This is a genomic window from Citrobacter sp. Cf088, assembly GCF_030334295.1.
Classification (GTDB): Bacteria; Pseudomonadota; Gammaproteobacteria; order Enterobacterales; family Enterobacteriaceae; genus Citrobacter; species Citrobacter freundii.
In genome coordinates this window covers 37485-54042 of record NZ_JAOWEE010000037.1, presented here as the reverse complement: position 1 = coordinate 54042, position 16558 = coordinate 37485, and the positions used below count along the sequence as shown (strand labels likewise).

Annotated in this window: 15 protein-coding genes; 8 read left to right on the top strand and 7 right to left on the bottom strand. The window is 53.5% G+C overall.

All coding sequences use genetic code 11. The annotated features are described in order from the left end of the window. Positions 1–48: 48 nt before the first annotated feature. Genes caiC through caiE form a run of 3 tightly spaced genes read left to right on the top strand, consistent with a single transcriptional unit; the run spans position 49 to position 3045 of the window. Entirely contained in the window at positions 49–1602 is a 1554-nt protein-coding gene (gene caiC, locus OGV71_RS04440) for a crotonobetaine/carnitine-CoA ligase (RefSeq protein WP_204584125.1), read from the top strand. A 54-nt stretch (positions 1603–1656) separates the two neighbouring features. Further along, positions 1657–2442, top strand: coding sequence for a crotonobetainyl-CoA hydratase (caiD, locus tag OGV71_RS04435; protein ID WP_048233926.1), 786 nt, complete (start codon positions 1657–1659; stop codon positions 2440–2442). Between the two features lie 6 nt (positions 2443–2448). Then, positions 2449–3045: a carnitine operon protein CaiE gene (caiE, locus tag OGV71_RS04430; RefSeq protein ID WP_003018909.1), complete on the top strand. Its 597-nt coding sequence runs from the start codon at positions 2449–2451 to the stop codon at positions 3043–3045. A gap of 75 nt (positions 3046–3120) precedes the next feature. Here the strand turns inward: caiE and caiF are convergent, their stop codons facing one another. The 5 genes from caiF to OGV71_RS04405 form a co-directional block, all read right to left on the bottom strand. After that, positions 3121–3516, bottom strand: a complete 396-nt coding sequence (caiF, locus tag OGV71_RS04425; RefSeq protein WP_003018912.1) for a carnitine metabolism transcriptional regulator CaiF — start codon at positions 3514–3516, stop codon at positions 3121–3123. Positions 3517–3789: 273 nt separating this feature from the next. Beyond that, positions 3790–7017 (bottom strand): carbamoyl-phosphate synthase large subunit, encoded by a 3228-nt coding sequence (carB, locus tag OGV71_RS04420; RefSeq protein WP_204584127.1) that lies wholly within the window; start codon positions 7015–7017, stop codon positions 3790–3792. A gap of 18 nt (positions 7018–7035) precedes the next feature. After that, positions 7036–8184, bottom strand: coding sequence for a glutamine-hydrolyzing carbamoyl-phosphate synthase small subunit (carA, locus tag OGV71_RS04415; RefSeq protein ID WP_003018918.1), 1149 nt, complete (start codon positions 8182–8184; stop codon positions 7036–7038). A 456-nt stretch (positions 8185–8640) separates the two neighbouring features. Further along, positions 8641–9462 (bottom strand): 4-hydroxy-tetrahydrodipicolinate reductase, encoded by an 822-nt coding sequence (gene dapB / locus OGV71_RS04410; RefSeq protein ID WP_003018920.1) that lies wholly within the window; start codon positions 9460–9462, stop codon positions 8641–8643. 133 nt (positions 9463–9595) lie between these two features. Further along, positions 9596–10603, bottom strand: coding sequence for a LacI family DNA-binding transcriptional regulator (locus OGV71_RS04405; protein ID WP_286532735.1), 1008 nt, complete (start codon positions 10601–10603; stop codon positions 9596–9598). A 189-nt stretch (positions 10604–10792) separates the two neighbouring features. Between OGV71_RS04405 and OGV71_RS04400 the strand changes: the two genes are divergently transcribed. Genes OGV71_RS04400 through OGV71_RS04380 form a run of 5 tightly spaced genes read left to right on the top strand, consistent with a single transcriptional unit; the run spans position 10793 to position 15106 of the window. Continuing rightward, positions 10793–12538, top strand: a complete 1746-nt coding sequence (locus tag OGV71_RS04400) for a class I mannose-6-phosphate isomerase (RefSeq protein ID WP_286532733.1) — start codon at positions 10793–10795, stop codon at positions 12536–12538. Between the two features lie 4 nt (positions 12539–12542). Continuing rightward, complete coding sequence (locus tag OGV71_RS04395) at positions 12543–12971, top strand: PTS sugar transporter subunit IIA (protein ID WP_286532730.1); 429 nt, start codon at positions 12543–12545, stop codon at positions 12969–12971. Between the two features lie 11 nt (positions 12972–12982). Then, positions 12983–13477, top strand: coding sequence for a PTS sugar transporter subunit IIB (locus OGV71_RS04390; RefSeq protein WP_003837349.1), 495 nt, complete (start codon positions 12983–12985; stop codon positions 13475–13477). A 10-nt stretch (positions 13478–13487) separates the two neighbouring features. Beyond that, positions 13488–14288, top strand: a complete 801-nt coding sequence (locus OGV71_RS04385; RefSeq protein WP_286532727.1) for a PTS mannose/fructose/sorbose/N-acetylgalactosamine transporter subunit IIC — start codon at positions 13488–13490, stop codon at positions 14286–14288. After that, positions 14288–15106, top strand: coding sequence for a PTS system mannose/fructose/sorbose family transporter subunit IID (locus tag OGV71_RS04380; protein ID WP_003837346.1), 819 nt, complete (start codon positions 14288–14290; stop codon positions 15104–15106). Before OGV71_RS04385 ends, OGV71_RS04380 begins: the two co-directional genes overlap by 1 nt. A gap of 40 nt (positions 15107–15146) precedes the next feature. Here the strand turns inward: OGV71_RS04380 and OGV71_RS04375 are convergent, their stop codons facing one another. Further along, a complete protein-coding gene (locus tag OGV71_RS04375) occupies positions 15147–15929 on the bottom strand; it encodes a glucose-6-phosphate isomerase family protein (protein WP_286532724.1) in 783 nt (260 codons plus the stop codon). Further along, positions 15922–16485 carry a glucose-6-phosphate isomerase family protein gene (locus OGV71_RS04370; protein ID WP_003837342.1) on the bottom strand — a complete coding sequence of 188 codons (564 nt, stop codon included), beginning with the start codon at positions 16483–16485 and terminating at the stop codon, positions 15922–15924. The genes OGV71_RS04375 and OGV71_RS04370 overlap by 8 nt, the downstream gene beginning before the upstream one ends. Positions 16486–16558 lie beyond the last annotated feature (73 nt).

The following is a 16558-nucleotide window of genomic DNA, read 5'->3' as shown; positions in this document are numbered from 1 at the left end:
ACCGCTCATTGGTTAGCGCTCACGCCTGATTTCAGTGGATAAAGCAATATGGATATCGTTGGCGGACAAAACTTACGTCAGATGTGGGACGACCTGGCCGGGGTGTACGGAGATAAAACGGCGTTAATTTTCGAATCCTGCGAAGGAGTCGTTCGGCAGTTTAGCTATGCCTCGCTCAATGAAGAGATTAACCGCACGGCAAACCTTTTCCATTCCTTAGGGATCCGCAAGGGCGATAAGGTCGCATTGCATCTGGATAACTGTCCGGAATTCATTTTTTGCTGGTTTGGGCTGGCAAAAATTGGCGCCATTATGGTACCGATTAATGCCCGCTTACTGGGCGAAGAAAGTGCCTGGATCCTGCAAAACAGCCAGGTAAGTCTGCTGGTCACCAGCGCCCAGTTTTATCCTATGTACCGCCAGATACGGCTGGAAAATACCACACCGCTTAATCATATCTGCCTGATTGGCGAACAGCTTCCGGTTGACGACGGCGTGAGCCACTTTACCCAACTGCAATCCCGCCAGTCCGCCACGCTGTGCTATACACCTGCGTTATCCACTGACGATACGGCGGAAATTCTGTTTACCTCAGGCACCACTTCACGGCCTAAAGGGGTGGTGATTACCCACTACAACCTGCGTTTTGCAGGCTACTACACTTCCTGGCAAATCGCTCTGCGCGATGATGACGTCTACATGACGGTGATGCCCGCTTTTCATATCGACTGTCAGTGTACCGCCGCAATGCCCGCATTCTCCGCTGGCAGCACCTTTGTGCTGCTAGAGAAGTACAGTGCCAGGGCGTTCTGGAATCAGGTGCATAGATATAAGGCGACGGTTACCGAATGCATTCCGATGATGATCAGAACGCTGATGGTACAACCTGACGCGCCAACCGACAGACAGCATCACCTACGCGAAGTAATGTTCTATCTCAATTTATCCGCACAGGAAAAAGACGCCTTTACCGAACGCTTTGGCGTCAGGCTGCTGACCTCCTACGGTATGACTGAAACCATCGTCGGTATTATCGGCGACCGTCCCGGTGACAAACGACGCTGGCCCTCCATTGGCCGCGTGGGATTTAGCTATGAAGCCGAAATCCGTGACGATCACAACCGTCCCCTGCCCGCCGGAGAAATTGGCGAAATCTGTATTAAAGGCGTGCCGGGCAAAACAATCTTCAAAGAGTACTATGCCCAGCCGGAGGCTACCGCCAAAGCACTGGAACCTGAAGGCTGGTTACATACCGGAGATTCGGGCTATCAGGATGCGGATGGCTATTTTTATTTCGTCGACAGACGCTGCAACATGATTAAACGCGGCGGAGAAAATGTCTCCTGCGTCGAGCTGGAAAATATTATTTCTGCGCATCCGAAAATTCAGGACATTGTGGTTGTCGGTATTAAAGATTCAATCCGTGATGAAGCCATTAAAGCGTTTATCGTCCTTAATGAAGGTGAAACATTAAGCGAGGCCGAGTTCTTCAGCTTCTGCGAAAACAATATGGCGAAATTCAAGGTTCCCTCGTTTATGGAGATAAGAACCGACCTGCCGCGCAATTGTTCAGGAAAAATAATCAAAAAAAATCTGAAATAACCCTCCCGGTAGGAATTCCTCCTGCCGGGAAATCTATTTATCTGGAGATGAACTATGAGTGAATCATTACATCTGACCCGTAACGGCCCGATTCTGGAAATTACCCTCGACCGGCCTAAAGCCAATGCCATTGATGCAAAAACCAGTTTTGCCATGGGTGAAGCGTTTCTTAATTTTCGTGATGACCCGGAATTACGCGTAGCGATAATCACCGGCGGCGGTGAGAAATTCTTTTCTGCGGGCTGGGACTTAAAAGCAGCGGCTGAAGGTGAAGCGCCGGATGCCGATTTTGGCCCAGGCGGCTTTGCCGGTTTAACCGAAATTTTCGACCTTAATAAACCGGTCATCGCTGCGGTAAACGGCTATGCGTTTGGCGGTGGTTTTGAATTAGCGCTGGCGGCGGATTTTATCGTCTGCGCGGAAAATGCCAGCTTCGCGCTACCGGAAGCCAAGCTCGGGATCGTACCTGACAGCGGAGGCGTTCTACGTCTGCCGAAGCTACTGCCACCGGCTATCGTCAACGAAATGATGATGACCGGCAGACGAATGAGTGCCGAAGAAGCGCTGCGTTGGGGTATCGTCAACCGCGTTGTCAGCCAGAGCGAACTGATGGATAGTGCGCGCGAACTGGCGCAGCAGCTAGTGAATAGCGCCCCGCTGGCGATCGCCGCGCTGAAAGAGATTTATCGTGCGACCAGCGAAATGCCGGTGGAAGAAGGCTACCGCTACATCCGCAGCGGCGTGCTGAAGCACTATCCGTCAGTGCTGCACTCCGAAGATGCGCTTGAAGGACCGCAGGCGTTTGCAGAAAAACGCGATCCGGAGTGGAAAGGACGCTGATAACCGATGAGCTATTACGCCTTTGAAGGCCTGATTCCGGTAGTGCATCCAGAGGCGTATGTTCATCCCAGCGCCGTGTTGATTGGTGATGTAATCGTGGGGGCTGGCGTCTACGTCGGCCCGCATGCCTCACTGCGCGGTGACTATGGTCGCCTGATTCTGGAGGCAGGTTCTAACTTGCAGGATGGCTGCATCATGCACGGTTATTGCGACACTGACACCATCGTGCATGAGAATGGGCATATCGGCCATGGCGCAATCCTGCACGGTTGCGTGGTGGGCAGAGATGCGCTGATCGGCATGAACAGCGTCATTATGGACGGCGCAGCGATTGGTGAAGAGAGCATTGTCGCCGCCATGAGCTTTGTCAAAGCCGGATTTCAGGGGGAGGCAAGGCAGATGCTGGTGGGCTCACCCGCTCGCGTATTGCGTGAAGTCACGGACCAGGAACTGCACTGGAAACGGTTAAACACCAAAGAGTATCAGGATCTTGCGGTCCGCTGCCGGGCAGGTTTACGCGAAACGCAGCCATTAACGCGGGTCGAAGAACACCGGCCGCGCCTGAAAGGCACGACGGACGTAAAACCCAAATCAGCACAGTAATTGATGCCGGATTCGCTCACGCTTATCCGGCCTACGCGTCAACCACCGTTTATGCCGCCATCAGGCAACTGACAATTAGCGACGCATACTCTTGGAGAGCATCATCTGCCATTTCTGCTCACGGTTGAGCTCTGTTGGGGGAACGGCAGACAGCCGCGGCGTTTTCGCCACACTCACCTTTTTTTCCTGCAAATTGTGGCTCAATCGGTTGTAGAGGTGAGAATCAATACTGATGACTTTTACCAGACGCTGGCACTGGCAGCCCCGGCCTGCAATCTGATTAGGGATCATCTTAACTTCACAAACAATTTCTCCCACTTCCGACAGAATATAAGAGAGCGTATTAATTGCTTTGCAGTGTTCAATATCAAAATGGCGGGAAATTTCTTTTGCGGTGATCCAACGATCTTCAGCCATCATCCAGTCAGCAATTAACAAATAAAGCGGTCTTTCAACATATTTTTCACACATAAGCACACCATTTCACAAATTAAAAGTCTGGCTACGGCCTGTCCAAATTAATAAAAACTAAGCCATATTAAAATTGTGGATATAAAAGATAGTATGCGACTTGAATGTTGATTAGTGTGAGCAATATCGTGCTTATTACATTGAAAATGTGGTTATGAAACTGCATTTGGCCAGGAATGACCTTACGAGAGATAAAAAAAGGGTTTCTTTACAGAAACCCTTTCAAGATTATATTGCAGGTCCGGTTAACGCAATTATCACCGGACTCTTTGTTTATGACTTTTTGATCTGCGCGTGCATTTCCTGTACCGAGGTCACCTTCTCAGTGGCATCGGCATTCAGCGCCATCGCCGTCGCGAAACCGCCGTTCAGGGTAGTGTCATAATGCACTTTGTACTGCAGGGCGCTACGGCGAATCAGCTTAGAGTCTTCAATCGCCTGACGACCTGCGGTGGTGTTGATGATGTAGGTGTATTCGCCATTCTTGATACGGTCCTGAATGTGCGGACGACCTTCATGCACCTTGTTCACCAGGCGCGGGTTGATACCCGCTTCACCCAGTACAATCGCGGTACCGTGGGTTGCGTCCAGCTCGAAGCCCTGTTTCAGCAGCTTAGCGGCCAGGTCAACCACGCGCTCTTTGTCGCCTTCGCGAACGGAGAGCAGCGCACGGCCCTGTTTCTTCATGGTGGAGTTACTGCCGAGCTGAGCCTTAGCGAACGCTTCCGCGAAGGTACGGCCTACGCCCATCACTTCCCCGGTAGAGCGCATTTCTGGCCCTAACAGTGGGTCAACGCCTGGGAATTTGTTGAACGGCAGCACCACTTCTTTCACCGAGTAGTACGGTGGGATGATTTCTTCGGTCACGCCCTGCTGCTTCAGGGTTTTCCCTGCCATCACGCGCGCCGCCACTTTCGCCAGCGGTACGCCGGTCGCTTTGGAGACGAACGGTACGGTACGCGCCGCACGCGGGTTGACTTCAATCAGGTAGACTTCGTTGTCTTTCACCGCGAACTGCACGTTCATCAGGCCGCGAACCTGCAGCTCGAAGGCCAGCTTCTGCACCTGCTCACGCATCACGTTCTGAATTTCCTGGCTCAGCGTGTAGGCTGGCAGGGAACACGCGGAGTCACCGGAGTGAACGCCAGCCTGCTCGATGTGCTCCATGATGCCGCCAATCAGCACCATTTCGCCGTCGCAGATAGCGTCGACGTCGACTTCAATCGCATCGTCCAGGAAGCGGTCCAGCAGCACCGGCGCGTCGTTGGAAACGCTGACGGCGGTCTGGAAGTAGCGCTTAAGGTCAGCTTCGTCGTAGACGATTTCCATCGCACGGCCGCCGAGAACGTAGGACGGACGCACCACCAGCGGGTAGCCAATCTCTTTTGCCTTCTCAACCGCTTGTTCAATCGCGGTCACGGTGGCGTTGGCTGGCTGTTTCAGCTTCAGACGGTCAACCGCATGCTGGAAGCGCTCACGGTCTTCTGCGCGGTCGATAGCATCCGGGCTGGTGCCGATAACCGGTACGCCTGCGGCTTCCAGTTCACGCGCCAGCTTCAGCGGAGTCTGGCCGCCGTACTGTACGATAACGCCCTTCGGCTTCTCGATGCGCACGATTTCCAGCACGTCTTCCAGGGTTACCGGCTCGAAGTACAGGCGGTCGGAAGTGTCATAGTCGGTAGAGACGGTTTCCGGGTTACAGTTGACCATGATGGTCTCGTAACCGTCTTCACGCAGCGCCAGCGAGGCGTGTACGCAGCAGTAGTCAAATTCGATACCCTGACCGATACGGTTCGGGCCGCCGCCGAGGACCATGATTTTATCGCGGTCTACGGAAGGATTGGACTCGCACTCTTCTTCATAGGTGGAGTACATGTAAGCGGTGTCGGTAGCAAATTCCGCCGCACAGGTGTCCACACGCTTGTAGACCGGGTGCAGGTTGTACTGGTCACGCAGCTTGCGGATTTCCGCTTCGCGGACGCCCGCCAGTTTTGCCAGACGCGCATCGGCAAAGCCTTTGCGTTTCAGGTGGAACAGGAAGTCAGCGTCGAGGCCATTGATGCCCACTTCAGCCACTTTCTCTTCCAGACGCACCAGCTCTTCAATCTGTACCAGGAACCAGCGGTCGATGTTGGTCAGGTTGAACACGCCGTCGACGGAGAGGCCCGCGCGGAAGGCATCGGCGATGTACCAGATACGCTCAGCGCCCGCGTCTTTCAGTTCGCGGCGGATTTTGGTCAGCGCTTCAGGGTCATCGAGGCTTACTTTCGGGTCGAAGCCGGTCGCGCCCACTTCCAGACCGCGCAGCGCTTTCTGCAGGGATTCCTGCTGCGTGCGGCCAATCGCCATCACTTCACCGACAGATTTCATCTGCGTGGTCAGACGGTCGTTAGCGCCAACGAATTTCTCGAAGTTGAAGCGTGGAATCTTCGTCACAACGTAGTCGATGGACGGCTCGAAGGAAGCCGGGGTACGGCCGCCGGTGATGTCGTTCATCAGTTCATCGAGGGTGTAACCCACTGCCAGCTTGGCAGCCACTTTAGCAATCGGGAAGCCGGTCGCTTTCGAGGCCAGCGCCGAGGAGCGGGATACGCGCGGGTTCATTTCGATAACAATCAGGCGACCGTCTTTCGGGTTCACCGAGAACTGCACGTTAGAACCGCCGGTTTCTACGCCGATTTCACGCAGTACCGCCATCGAGGCGTTACGCATGATTTGGTATTCTTTGTCGGTCAGGGTCTGCGCTGGCGCCACGGTGATGGAGTCACCGGTGTGGATGCCCATCGCATCGAAGTTTTCGATAGAGCAGACGATGATGCAGTTGTCGTTTTTATCACGCACCACTTCCATCTCGTACTCTTTCCAGCCGATCAGCGATTCATCAATCAGCAGCTCGTTGGTTGGCGAGAGATCCAGACCGCGTTCACAGATTTCTTCGAACTCTTCGCGGTTGTAGGCGATACCGCCACCGGTGCCGCCCATGGTGAAGCTTGGGCGGATGATGCATGGGAAGCCGACGTCAGCGGCAACCGCCAGCGCCTCTTCCATGGTGTGCGCGATACCGGAGCGCGCGGTGTCGAGGCCGATTTTCTTCATCGCTACGTCGAAACGGCGACGATCTTCTGCTTTATCAATCGCATCAGCGGTAGCACCAATCATGGTCACGCCGAACTCTTCCAGCACGCCCTGACGCTCCAGCTCCAGCGCACAGTTCAGCGCGGTCTGGCCGCCCATGGTCGGCAGCACCGCATCCGGGCGCTCTTTTTCGATGATTTTACGCACCACTTCCCAGTGAATCGGCTCGATGTAGGTGGCATCGGCCATTTCCGGGTCGGTCATGATGGTGGCCGGGTTGGAGTTCACCAGAATGACGCGGTAGCCCTCTTCGCGCAGCGCTTTACACGCCTGGGCACCGGAGTAGTCAAACTCACACGCCTGACCGATAACAATCGGGCCCGCGCCCAGAATCAGGATACTTTTTATGTCTGTACGTTTTGGCATGGCTCTTATTACTCCTGATTATTTCGCGGACTGACGGTATTGCTCAATAAGCTCGATAAAGTGGTCGAACAGCGGTGCCGCATCGTGCGGGCCTGGGCTCGCCTCTGGGTGGCCCTGGAAGCTGAACGCCGGTTTGTCGGTACGATGAATCCCCTGCAAGGTGCCGTCGAACAGTGACTTGTGGGTCACGCGCAGGTTGGCAGGCATGGAGGCTTCATCTACAGCAAAACCGTGGTTCTGCGCGGTGATCATCACGGTGTTGTTATCAATATCTTTTACCGGATGGTTGCCGCCGTGGTGGCCAAACTTCATCTTAATGGTCTTCGCACCGCTCGCCAGCGCCAACAGCTGATGGCCGAGGCAGATGCCAAATACCGGAATATCGGTTTCGAGGAATTTCTGAATCGCGGTAATCGCATAGTCGCACGGCGCCGGGTCGCCAGGGCCATTGGACAGGAAGATACCGTCCGGGTTCATCTTCAGAACGTCTTCTGCTGAGGTTTTCGCCGGTACAACCGTCAGGCGGCAGCCGCGGTCCGCTAACATACGCAGAATGTTACGTTTAGCGCCGAAATCGTAAGCCACAACGTGGAACGGCAGTTCATCGGCAGATTTTGCTTCCGGCAGGTCACCCGCCAGCGTCCAGCTCCCCTGCGTCCAGCTATAAGGCTCCGCGGTGGTCACTTCTTTCGCCAGATCCATACCGTTCAGGCCAGGGAAAGCTTTTGCCTTCTCCAGTGCCAGCGCCGCATCCGGGTTATCGCCCGCGATGATGCAGCCGTTCTGTGCGCCCTTTTCACGCAGCAAACGCGTCAGCTTACGGGTATCGATATCAGCAATCGCCACAATGTTATGGCGCTTCAGGTAAGAAGAGAGGTCTTCGGTATCGCGGAAGTTGCTGGCAATCAGCGGCAGGTCGCGGATGACCAGTCCTTGCGCATGTACCTGTGAAGATTCTGCATCGGCTTCATTGGTGCCGACATTACCGATATGAGGATAAGTAAGAGTGACGATTTGGCGGGAATAGGAAGGATCAGTGAGGATTTCTTGATAACCGGTCATTGAAGTATTGAAAACGACTTCCCCAACCGCCGAACCTGTTGCCCCTATGGCCCGACCGTGAAACTGGGTTCCGTCTTCCAGAACCAATAGCGCTGACTTAATCAAAACACCCTCCAGAGAATATTCACTCACTTTATTTGCATATTAATTCATTAACACCTCATGAATCAATGCAAATTTGCTTACCTATGGATTTCTGGCAAACGGCGGCATTCTAGAGATAGCCCACGTAAAAGTCTACCCAAAAGGGTAATTTTTATTATTATTTTGCGCCACTGGGATAAATCATACGATTTAACAGGCAAAAAGATCAGCTAACTCGGGGTAGAAAACGCTTGCGGTAGGCAAAGAGTGTAAAAACAGAATACAGGAGAGAAAAAAGTGGACCATTTGGTCAAAATTTACATTGAGATAACATAAACACCCAACAAAACATATACAAACACTCATTTAAAAGAAAAAACACATTCAAAAGCTAAAAAATAAAAGGGCAATAAAATATTGCCCCATGTAATCAATTAATTATGATTACAATAACCACATCACGAAGGGTAGTAAAAGCTATAAATTACGTAAATCAAGCACATCTTTCATATCAAAAAGACCATTTGACTTTGATTTTAGCCAAATTGCCGATCTCACCGCGCCGTTAGCAAAAGTCATGCGGCTGGACGCTTTATGCGTGATCTCAATACGCTCGCCAATATCAGCAAACATCGCGGTATGCTCACCAACGATATCCCCCGCCCGCACCGTGGCAAAGCCGATCGTGCCCGGTACGCGCTCGCCGGTGTAACCTTCACGCGAATAGACTGCGCAGTCTTTCAGATCTTTATCCAGCGCCCCGGCAATCGCCTCGCCCATCGCCAGCGCAGTGCCTGACGGCGCATCAACTTTATGGCGGTGGTGGGCTTCAATAATCTCAATATCGGTGTAATCGCCCATCACTTTCGCCGCTTTCTCCAGCAGCTTAAGCATAACGTTCACGCCGACGCTAAAGTTCGCGGCGAAAACAATAGCAATCTCCTGCGCGGCATCACGAATAGCCTGTTTACCCGCGTCATCAAAGCCGGTGGTGCCAATCACCATCCCTTTACCGTGTTGGCGGCAAAACGCCAGATGCGTCAGCGTGCCTTCCGGGCGGGTAAAATCGATGAAAACATCGAAATCATCTTTCACCGCTTCAAGGCTACTTTGTACGGTAACGCCCGTTTTCCCGGCTCCCGCTAACTCTCCGGCATCGCTTCCTAATAAGGAGGAACCTTCGCGCTCCAGCGCCGCGCCCAGCTGTACGCCTTCCATGCCGAGAGTGGCCTGAATCAACTGACGCCCCATGCGTCCTCCGGCTCCCGCGATGGCAACGCGGATTTGTGCATCATGCATAGCTATTCTCTTTTGTTAATTTTACGTAAATCGTTTTCAGATTAACCAGCGCAACGCTGCGCCGCCAGCCGAAAACGTCGATAATTAGAATTTAATGATAAACAGGCAGAGATATCAGTAAAAGGCATGACGATCAGCTAAAACCACATGATTCTCTGACCACCAGCGCAGGTGGCAGAATAATACGTTTCGGTGGTTCGTCATTTCCCTGAATGCGACTGTAAAGCAGCTCCCCGGCCTTGCGACCAATCTCTTTTGCCGCCACCGACACAGTGGTGAGCGCAGGTTGTACCAGCGCCGCTTCGGTGATGTCGTCGAACCCCACCAGCGCAAAATCGCGCCCTAGTTCACGCCCCATTTTACGTAATGCCTGCATGACCCCAAGCGCCACGATATCCTGATAACAAACGGCAGCGGTAATTTGCGGGAAGCGCAGAAGAAGAGACTCCGCCGCTTTTGCGCCATCAATTTGGCTGGCCTGCGTCGCCACTATCCATTCCGGATTAGGCGATATTCTATGCTCCAGCAACGTGCTGGTGAATCCACCTATACGCTGCGCCCGGCTCCCGGAACTTGGGCTCCCCCCAATAAACGCAATATTCTTGTGCCCCATTTTGACTAAATGGGTGGTGGCCATTTGCGTACCGAGAAAGTTATCGGTGCCCACAAAATCAAAATCAGGATCGCTAAGGGGACGGACCACCATGATGGCGGGAATATTGCGCCGTTTCAGCGCTTCGAAGAAGGATGTCGGCGTTTCACGAGCCGCGCAGAGCACCATGCCGCAGGCATTATTGCGCATCAACGAGTCGACAAATTTTTGCTGCCGTTCTCCTGACTCTTCGCTGTTTGCCAGAAACAGCAGCAGGTCATGCCGCTCCATCTCATGGCTCAGCCCTGCCGTCATCTCACCGTAAAAAGGGTTAGTGATATCGTGTAACAACAATCCGACCTGATTACTGCTCCGGTTACGCAGGTTGGCGGCGGTTTGATTATAAACGTAGCCAGTATCGTCCAGCGCTTTGAGCACGCGGTCACGCGTGGCCTGAGAAATGCGCCCCCGGTTACGCAATACCATTGAAACGGTTGCCGTGGAGACTCCCGCGCGTTCCGCTACCTGCGCCAACGTGACTGTTGTCATGACTTCTCCTGAATTTATTGCAAAGGTTAATCGAATAACCGAAATCTTGTCTTTTTACGTGTGATTCACATCACGCTAACGTGCTTTTCACCGCGCTGGATCCTGAATATGGCGGGTTAATCGCGTTAACCACACTATGAAAATAAGGTTAATCGATTAATCTTAAATAAGCCAACACGGAGACAGAAAATGCGTACAACCTATAATAAATTCCCTGAGGTTATCATTCAGGGCTATGACAACCACGCCTGGCTGGGTTGGTCGTCGATCCATTCAGTGATTAACACCAAAGTATCTGGCGCAGCCAAAACCGTATTGATCGTGGATTGCTATCCGGGCGTGCGGCTTGACGAGCTGGAGCAACAGCTCGTTACGACATTAGATGCCGCACTGGTGCTGAATATTGAATCCGCCCGCCGCGATGAGCAGGCCCTGCATGATTTACTGGCGCGTAACCTGACCGACGATCGCGTATTCGGCGTGCTTTCCTGTCATCACCTGGATGAATTTTTTGATAGCGACAAACTCAGCCAGCTCCGCCAACAGATTGATGCCATTAGTGAAGGGTTGGTCGTGGTATACGGCTCTGGCGCTGCATTGGCACACCCGGGTGACGTGCTGGTTTATGCTGACCTTCCGCGCTGGGAAATTCAGCAGCGCATGCGCCATGACGGGCTGGGTAACTGGGGGGCAAAAAACCAGGATGAAGATATTCTTCGTCGTTACAAACGTGCTTTTTTCATTGAATGGCGGGTCTTCGACAAACACAAAACGCCGTTACTCAAACGTGCCGATTATTTGCTCGATACCACGGTAGAAAATAGTCCCGCGATGGTCAGCGGCGACGCGCTACGCGCCGGTCTGCAACAAACCACCCAACAACCGTTTCGCGTTGTCCCTTTCTTTGACCCTGGCGTCTGGGGCGGGCAATGGATGAAACAACGCTTCGATCTCGATCCCTCAGCCCCCAATTACGCGTGGTGTTTTGATTGCGTGCCCGAGGAAAACAGCCTGTTACTGCGTTTTGGCAACGTGCGGATCGAGATCCCCTCTCAGGATCTGGTGCTGACCTGTCCCCGCCCCCTGCTGGGCGAAAAAGTCCATGCGCGCTTTGGCGCGGAATTCCCGATCCGTTTTGACTTTCTTGACACCATTGGCGGCCAGAATTTGAGCTTTCAGGTTCATCCGCTCACCGAATACATTCAGCAGCAGTTTGGCATGCACTATACCCAGGATGAGAGCTATTACATCCTCGAAGCCGAGCCGGACGCCGTGGTGTATCTCGGCACCAAAACCGGGATCGCGCCGCAAGATATGCTCGACGATCTCCGGGCAGCGGGGCGTGGTGAAAAAACGTTTGATGATGAACGATTCGTGAACCAGATCCCTGCGCATAAACACGATCACTTCCTGATCCCCGCCGGAACCGTCCACTGTTCAGGAGCAGGCACCATGGTGCTGGAGATCAGCGCAACGCCGTATATTTTCACCTTCAAACTGTGGGACTGGGGTCGCTTAGGATTAGACGGCTTACCGCGTCCGGTGCATCTGGATCACGGCCAACAGGTTATTGACTGGCAACGTGACACGCAATGGGTACACGACAATCTGGTCAACCGTATTGACCCCATCGCTGAAGGAGAAGGTTGGCGAGAAGAAAGAACCGGGATGCACGAACGCGAATTTATCGAAACGCGTCGCCACTGGTTTACGGCACCGGTCACTCACCATACCCATGGCGGCGTAAACGTCCTTAACCTTGTCGAAGGAGCTCAGGCCGTTGTCGAAAGCCCGAGCGGCGCGTTTGCCCCGTTTGTCGTCAACTATGCAGAGACCTTTATCATCCCAGCCGCCGTTGGAGAGTATCGCATTTCGCCGTTTGGCAAAGGCATCGGTCAACAGCTTGCCACGATTAAAGCCTGGGTCAGAGGATAAGCGCATGATTAACGTTATTGTTGCCACCCATGGTCCCCTGGCGGAAGCGCTTCTCGCCAGCGGTCGTATGGTTTACGGAGAATTACCGCATGTTTATCCCGTCACGCTGAGTGAACAGGCAGGTATCGAAGGGTTTAAGCAGACGTTTTCTCAAGTTCTCGCAAGTGCCGGGAAAGGCGCTGACGGCGTTCTGGTGCTGTGTGACATGCAAAGCGGTACTCCCTGGAATGTCGCCTGCCATCATGCGTTTTCTGCACAAACGGTTCCTCCTGTTGCCGTTGTGGCGGGAGTCAATTTCCCAATGTTGTTACAAAGCGAAGAGATCTGCCATTTAACGGACGTTCATGCCGCAGCCGTCGAGCTGTTGACGTTGACGGTACCCACGCTGATTAAAGCCGTCCCGGTTTTATCCGTTCAGTCCGACGATTTTTAAAGGAAACCACTATGAGTATTTCTTTTGTACGTATCGATGACCGCGTAATCCATGGGCAGCTCGTGACACGTTGGGCCAAAGAGCTGCCCTGTGACGGAATTGTCGCTATAGACGACGCCGTCGCGGCCGACCCTCTGCTCTCTTCGGTGATGAAAGGTGCTGTGCAGGACACCAAAGTCTGGTTGTTTGATACGGCCACCGCAATTGAAAAACTGCCGAAAGTCATTGCCAGCGAGAAACGTTATTTCGTCATTGGCAAATCCCCCGTGACGCTCAAACGCATTGAAGAAGCTGGTATCAGCCTGAAAAATGCCAACGGCAAGATTAATGTGGGTCCAATGAGTGCTCGTGCTGATACCACCACCATCGGCCCGAATCAGTCGGTCAACGGGGATGAAATTGCCGCCTTTGACTGGCTGACACAGCATGGCCACCTGGTTGAGTTTCGCCTGGTGCCTGATGCCAGTTGCTACAGCTGGCAGGACGCACGTCAGAAGCTGAAATAAGGAGCGCACGATGATTATCGAAGCTACGTTGATTGGCATACTTTGCTATCTCGGCGCCCTCAGCAGCCCCTGGTTGCTGGGACTGACCGGCGGCTGGTACCTGATCACCCGCCCGCTGATTTCCGGAATGCTGGTCGGGATTATCCTCGGCGACATTAAAACCGGGATCATGATTGGCGTCGCGGTTCAGGCGGTGTATATCGCGATGGTTACACCCGGCGGTTCGATGCCCGCCGACCTCAACTTTGTGGCTTACCCGGCAATTGCTTTAGGGATCCTTTCCGGAAAAGGCCCCGAGGTCGCGGTCGCGCTGGCGGCAACTATCGGTATAGCCGGAACCATTTTGTTTAACTTGATGATGGTACTGAACTCCTTCTGGAATCACCGGGCAGATGTGGCGCTGGAACGGGGCGACGAACGCGGCATTTACCTGAACAGCGCCATCTGGCCACAGGTGACAAACTTTGTCCTGCGTTTTGTACCGACCTTTATTGCGGTTTACTTCGGGGCACAATACATCAGCGGCTTTATGGACAGTTTACCGAAAATTGTTCTGTCGACGATGAACGTACTGGGCGGCATTTTACCTGCAGTCGGGATCGCGATTTTGCTCAAGCAGATCATCAAAAACTACACCATGCTGATCTACTTCCTCGTCGGTTTTGTCTGCATCGTCTTTTTAAAACTCAACATGGTCGCGCTGGTGATCGTCGGTTCGCTGCTGGCGTTGATCCATTACAACTACAAACCGGAACCGCCGCAGGCCGCGACTGCAAAGTCGGTAGCCGATGATGATGAGGATGAATTCTGATGGAAGAACGTACACTTACGCGTAAAGATCTTCGCCGCTGCTGGCGCGCATGGATGATGCACAACTTGTCATCGATGAGCTTTGAGCGTCTGGAGTCTTTTGGCTTTTGCCTGAGTATGCTCCCGGTGGCGAAAAAGCTCTATCCCGACGCAACCCAACGTACAGAGATGCTGCGCCGCCACGCCTCGTTTTATAATACGGAACCCCAGATAGGCGCGATCGTAAATGGCATGGTGCTGGGGCTGGAAGAGAAAAAAGCGAACGGTGAGCCGATCGATGGCGAGACCATCAATACCTTGAAGGTTGGTCTGATGGGCCCTATTGCCGGGATCGGCGATTCAATGATCCCCGGCATGTTGATCCCTATCCTGCTCAGCATCGGCATGGCCCTGGCGGCCGGCGGTAATATTCTGGGGCCGCTGTTTTATACCGTTGCCTGGCTGGCTATCATAATTCCCGGCTCGTGGTTCCTGTTCCTGAAAGGCTACAAGATGGGTTCCGGCTCGGTGGAAATGCTGGTGAGTAGCAAGTCCGCCCGTCTGCGTGAAGCATTATCGCTGCTGGGCGTGTTTGTCATGGGGGGCGTGGCGGCAAGTTACGTTAAGCTTGGTACCGGGCTGGAATTTATTACCAAAGATGGGGTGAATATCCATGTTCAACAAATGCTGGACGGTATCTTCCCGCAGTTACTGCCGCTGATAGTGGTACTTGGCACCTGGTATCTGATGGCCAAGCGTGGTGTGTCGCCAGTGAAAGCGATGGTATTGCTGCTGGTCCTGGCGGCGCTTGGCGTCGCCACGGGCCTGTTTGCGGGGTAATACACAGAAAACGATACAACCGGGGCTATGCCCCGGCTCTTTATGGGTGAAAGTTTTGCCACAGCTCGGGATATTTGTCCGGGCGTGAGATAAATTGAAAGCGCGCCGGGTCCTTGATGAACTGCTGGTAAACAGGTGCAGAACTAATTGAGAACTCCGTATATTGTCGGGGCGTTACGGCCTGCAATCGTCCGGGAATATAACGCGGATTATGCTGCCAGATAACGTTGTTTCCCTGCAGTAACGGGTACCACGCCAACCCTTTATGCGCACGCACGGCGTCGTACTCAAAACCATATTCACGATCGCACCACGCGCCAAAAGTTAACGGGACATCCGGATCTGCGGATATGGTCGCATGCCCCCAGCCGGGCGGTACCAACACTTTCTCACCGGGTCCGGCAATTACAGCAAAACAGCGGCCAGGATCATCCTCAACATACTCCTGCATATAGATTATCGCTTTTCCCTGCCAGATTTCGTAAAGCTCCGGCGGGGACCAGCCGCTGTGCTGACTGATACGATGAATATGTCCCTGACTACGCACCGGCTCTTCCCCCAGTCGTCCCGCCGCATAAGTCACCACGCCAAATAACAGCATCCGCTTTTTCAACTCTTCGCGATCCTGCATTCGCGCCACATCCATCGCAATGGCATACACCTCTTGCGGCCCTTCACAGTGCGGATCGCGCAGCGAGGCGCGGATGTCATCGAGTTGACGAATTTCCGGCATCGGCCCGGTAACCTCATCCCCATAGCTAAAGCCAAGCGGGCGATGATGAACCGTCATATCAAGGCCGTAAGAATGCGCTAAGTCAGCCATTCTGTACCTCCTTCGCCTGAACCCGATTATTTTCCTCAAAGACTCTTATTCTGAAGCCCCTGGCGAGCGCCGCATAATCATGACCCGCAATCCCCGGCCATACGGCGAGCGCCGACAGTACCTCTTCCCCGGTGTTGATTAACCGGTGCGCGGTAAAGCCGGGGATAATGTGGATGGATCCGGCGAATACCTTTTCCAGCCTCGTGTCGCCCTGTTCGGTTTGCAACAGCAGCAAACCAGCGCCACGCAGACCGAAATAGACTTCCCCCTGTTCGCGGCGCTCATGGAAATGCCCGCGGGTCATAAAATACTCGCAGCCGACCCGGCCAGGATAAAGATGGGTAACGCCGGTGTAGAGTTCACCTTCAGCGGAAGACGTATCCAGCATCTCAACGTCATACACGACCTGCTCACCAGCCAATTGCTGACGGGCGTTTTCATCGGCAAAAACGTCAGTAAGATCCTGAATACGGGTAGATTTGCGCAATAACGGGCCATCGGCCAAAGCGCCGCTTGCCCACGCCACCTGCGGTGGCTGGATAAAAGAAAGGTTCATATGTGTCTCCGGCCCGAGGAGAACAACAGGATCAGATTAGCAGATTAATCGATTAACCTGCTAATTCTGTCTG

What these genes read in the sequence shown, in the direction of transcription:
- OGV71_RS04385 (WP_286532727.1), top strand. Translation starts at nt 13,488, where the DNA reads ATGATTATCGAAGCTACGTTGATTGGCATACTTTGCTATCTCGGCGCC.
- OGV71_RS04375 (WP_286532724.1), bottom strand. Translation starts at nt 15,929, where the DNA reads ATGGCTGACTTAGCGCATTCTTACGGCCTTGATATGACGGTTCATCAT.
- caiD (WP_048233926.1), top strand. Translation starts at nt 1,657, where the DNA reads ATGAGTGAATCATTACATCTGACCCGTAACGGCCCGATTCTGGAAATT.
- OGV71_RS04405 (WP_286532735.1), bottom strand. Translation starts at nt 10,603, where the DNA reads ATGACAACAGTCACGTTGGCGCAGGTAGCGGAACGCGCGGGAGTCTCC.
- caiF (WP_003018912.1), bottom strand. Translation starts at nt 3,516, where the DNA reads ATGTGTGAAAAATATGTTGAAAGACCGCTTTATTTGTTAATTGCTGAC.
- OGV71_RS04370 (WP_003837342.1), bottom strand. Translation starts at nt 16,485, where the DNA reads ATGAACCTTTCTTTTATCCAGCCACCGCAGGTGGCGTGGGCAAGCGGC.
- OGV71_RS04390 (WP_003837349.1), top strand. Translation starts at nt 12,983, where the DNA reads ATGAGTATTTCTTTTGTACGTATCGATGACCGCGTAATCCATGGGCAG.
- caiC (WP_204584125.1), top strand. Translation starts at nt 49, where the DNA reads ATGGATATCGTTGGCGGACAAAACTTACGTCAGATGTGGGACGACCTG.
- OGV71_RS04380 (WP_003837346.1), top strand. Translation starts at nt 14,288, where the DNA reads ATGGAAGAACGTACACTTACGCGTAAAGATCTTCGCCGCTGCTGGCGC.
- OGV71_RS04395 (WP_286532730.1), top strand. Translation starts at nt 12,543, where the DNA reads ATGATTAACGTTATTGTTGCCACCCATGGTCCCCTGGCGGAAGCGCTT.
- dapB (WP_003018920.1), bottom strand. Translation starts at nt 9,462, where the DNA reads ATGCATGATGCACAAATCCGCGTTGCCATCGCGGGAGCCGGAGGACGC.
- OGV71_RS04400 (WP_286532733.1), top strand. Translation starts at nt 10,793, where the DNA reads ATGCGTACAACCTATAATAAATTCCCTGAGGTTATCATTCAGGGCTAT.
- caiE (WP_003018909.1), top strand. Translation starts at nt 2,449, where the DNA reads ATGAGCTATTACGCCTTTGAAGGCCTGATTCCGGTAGTGCATCCAGAG.
- carB (WP_204584127.1), bottom strand. Translation starts at nt 7,017, where the DNA reads ATGCCAAAACGTACAGACATAAAAAGTATCCTGATTCTGGGCGCGGGC.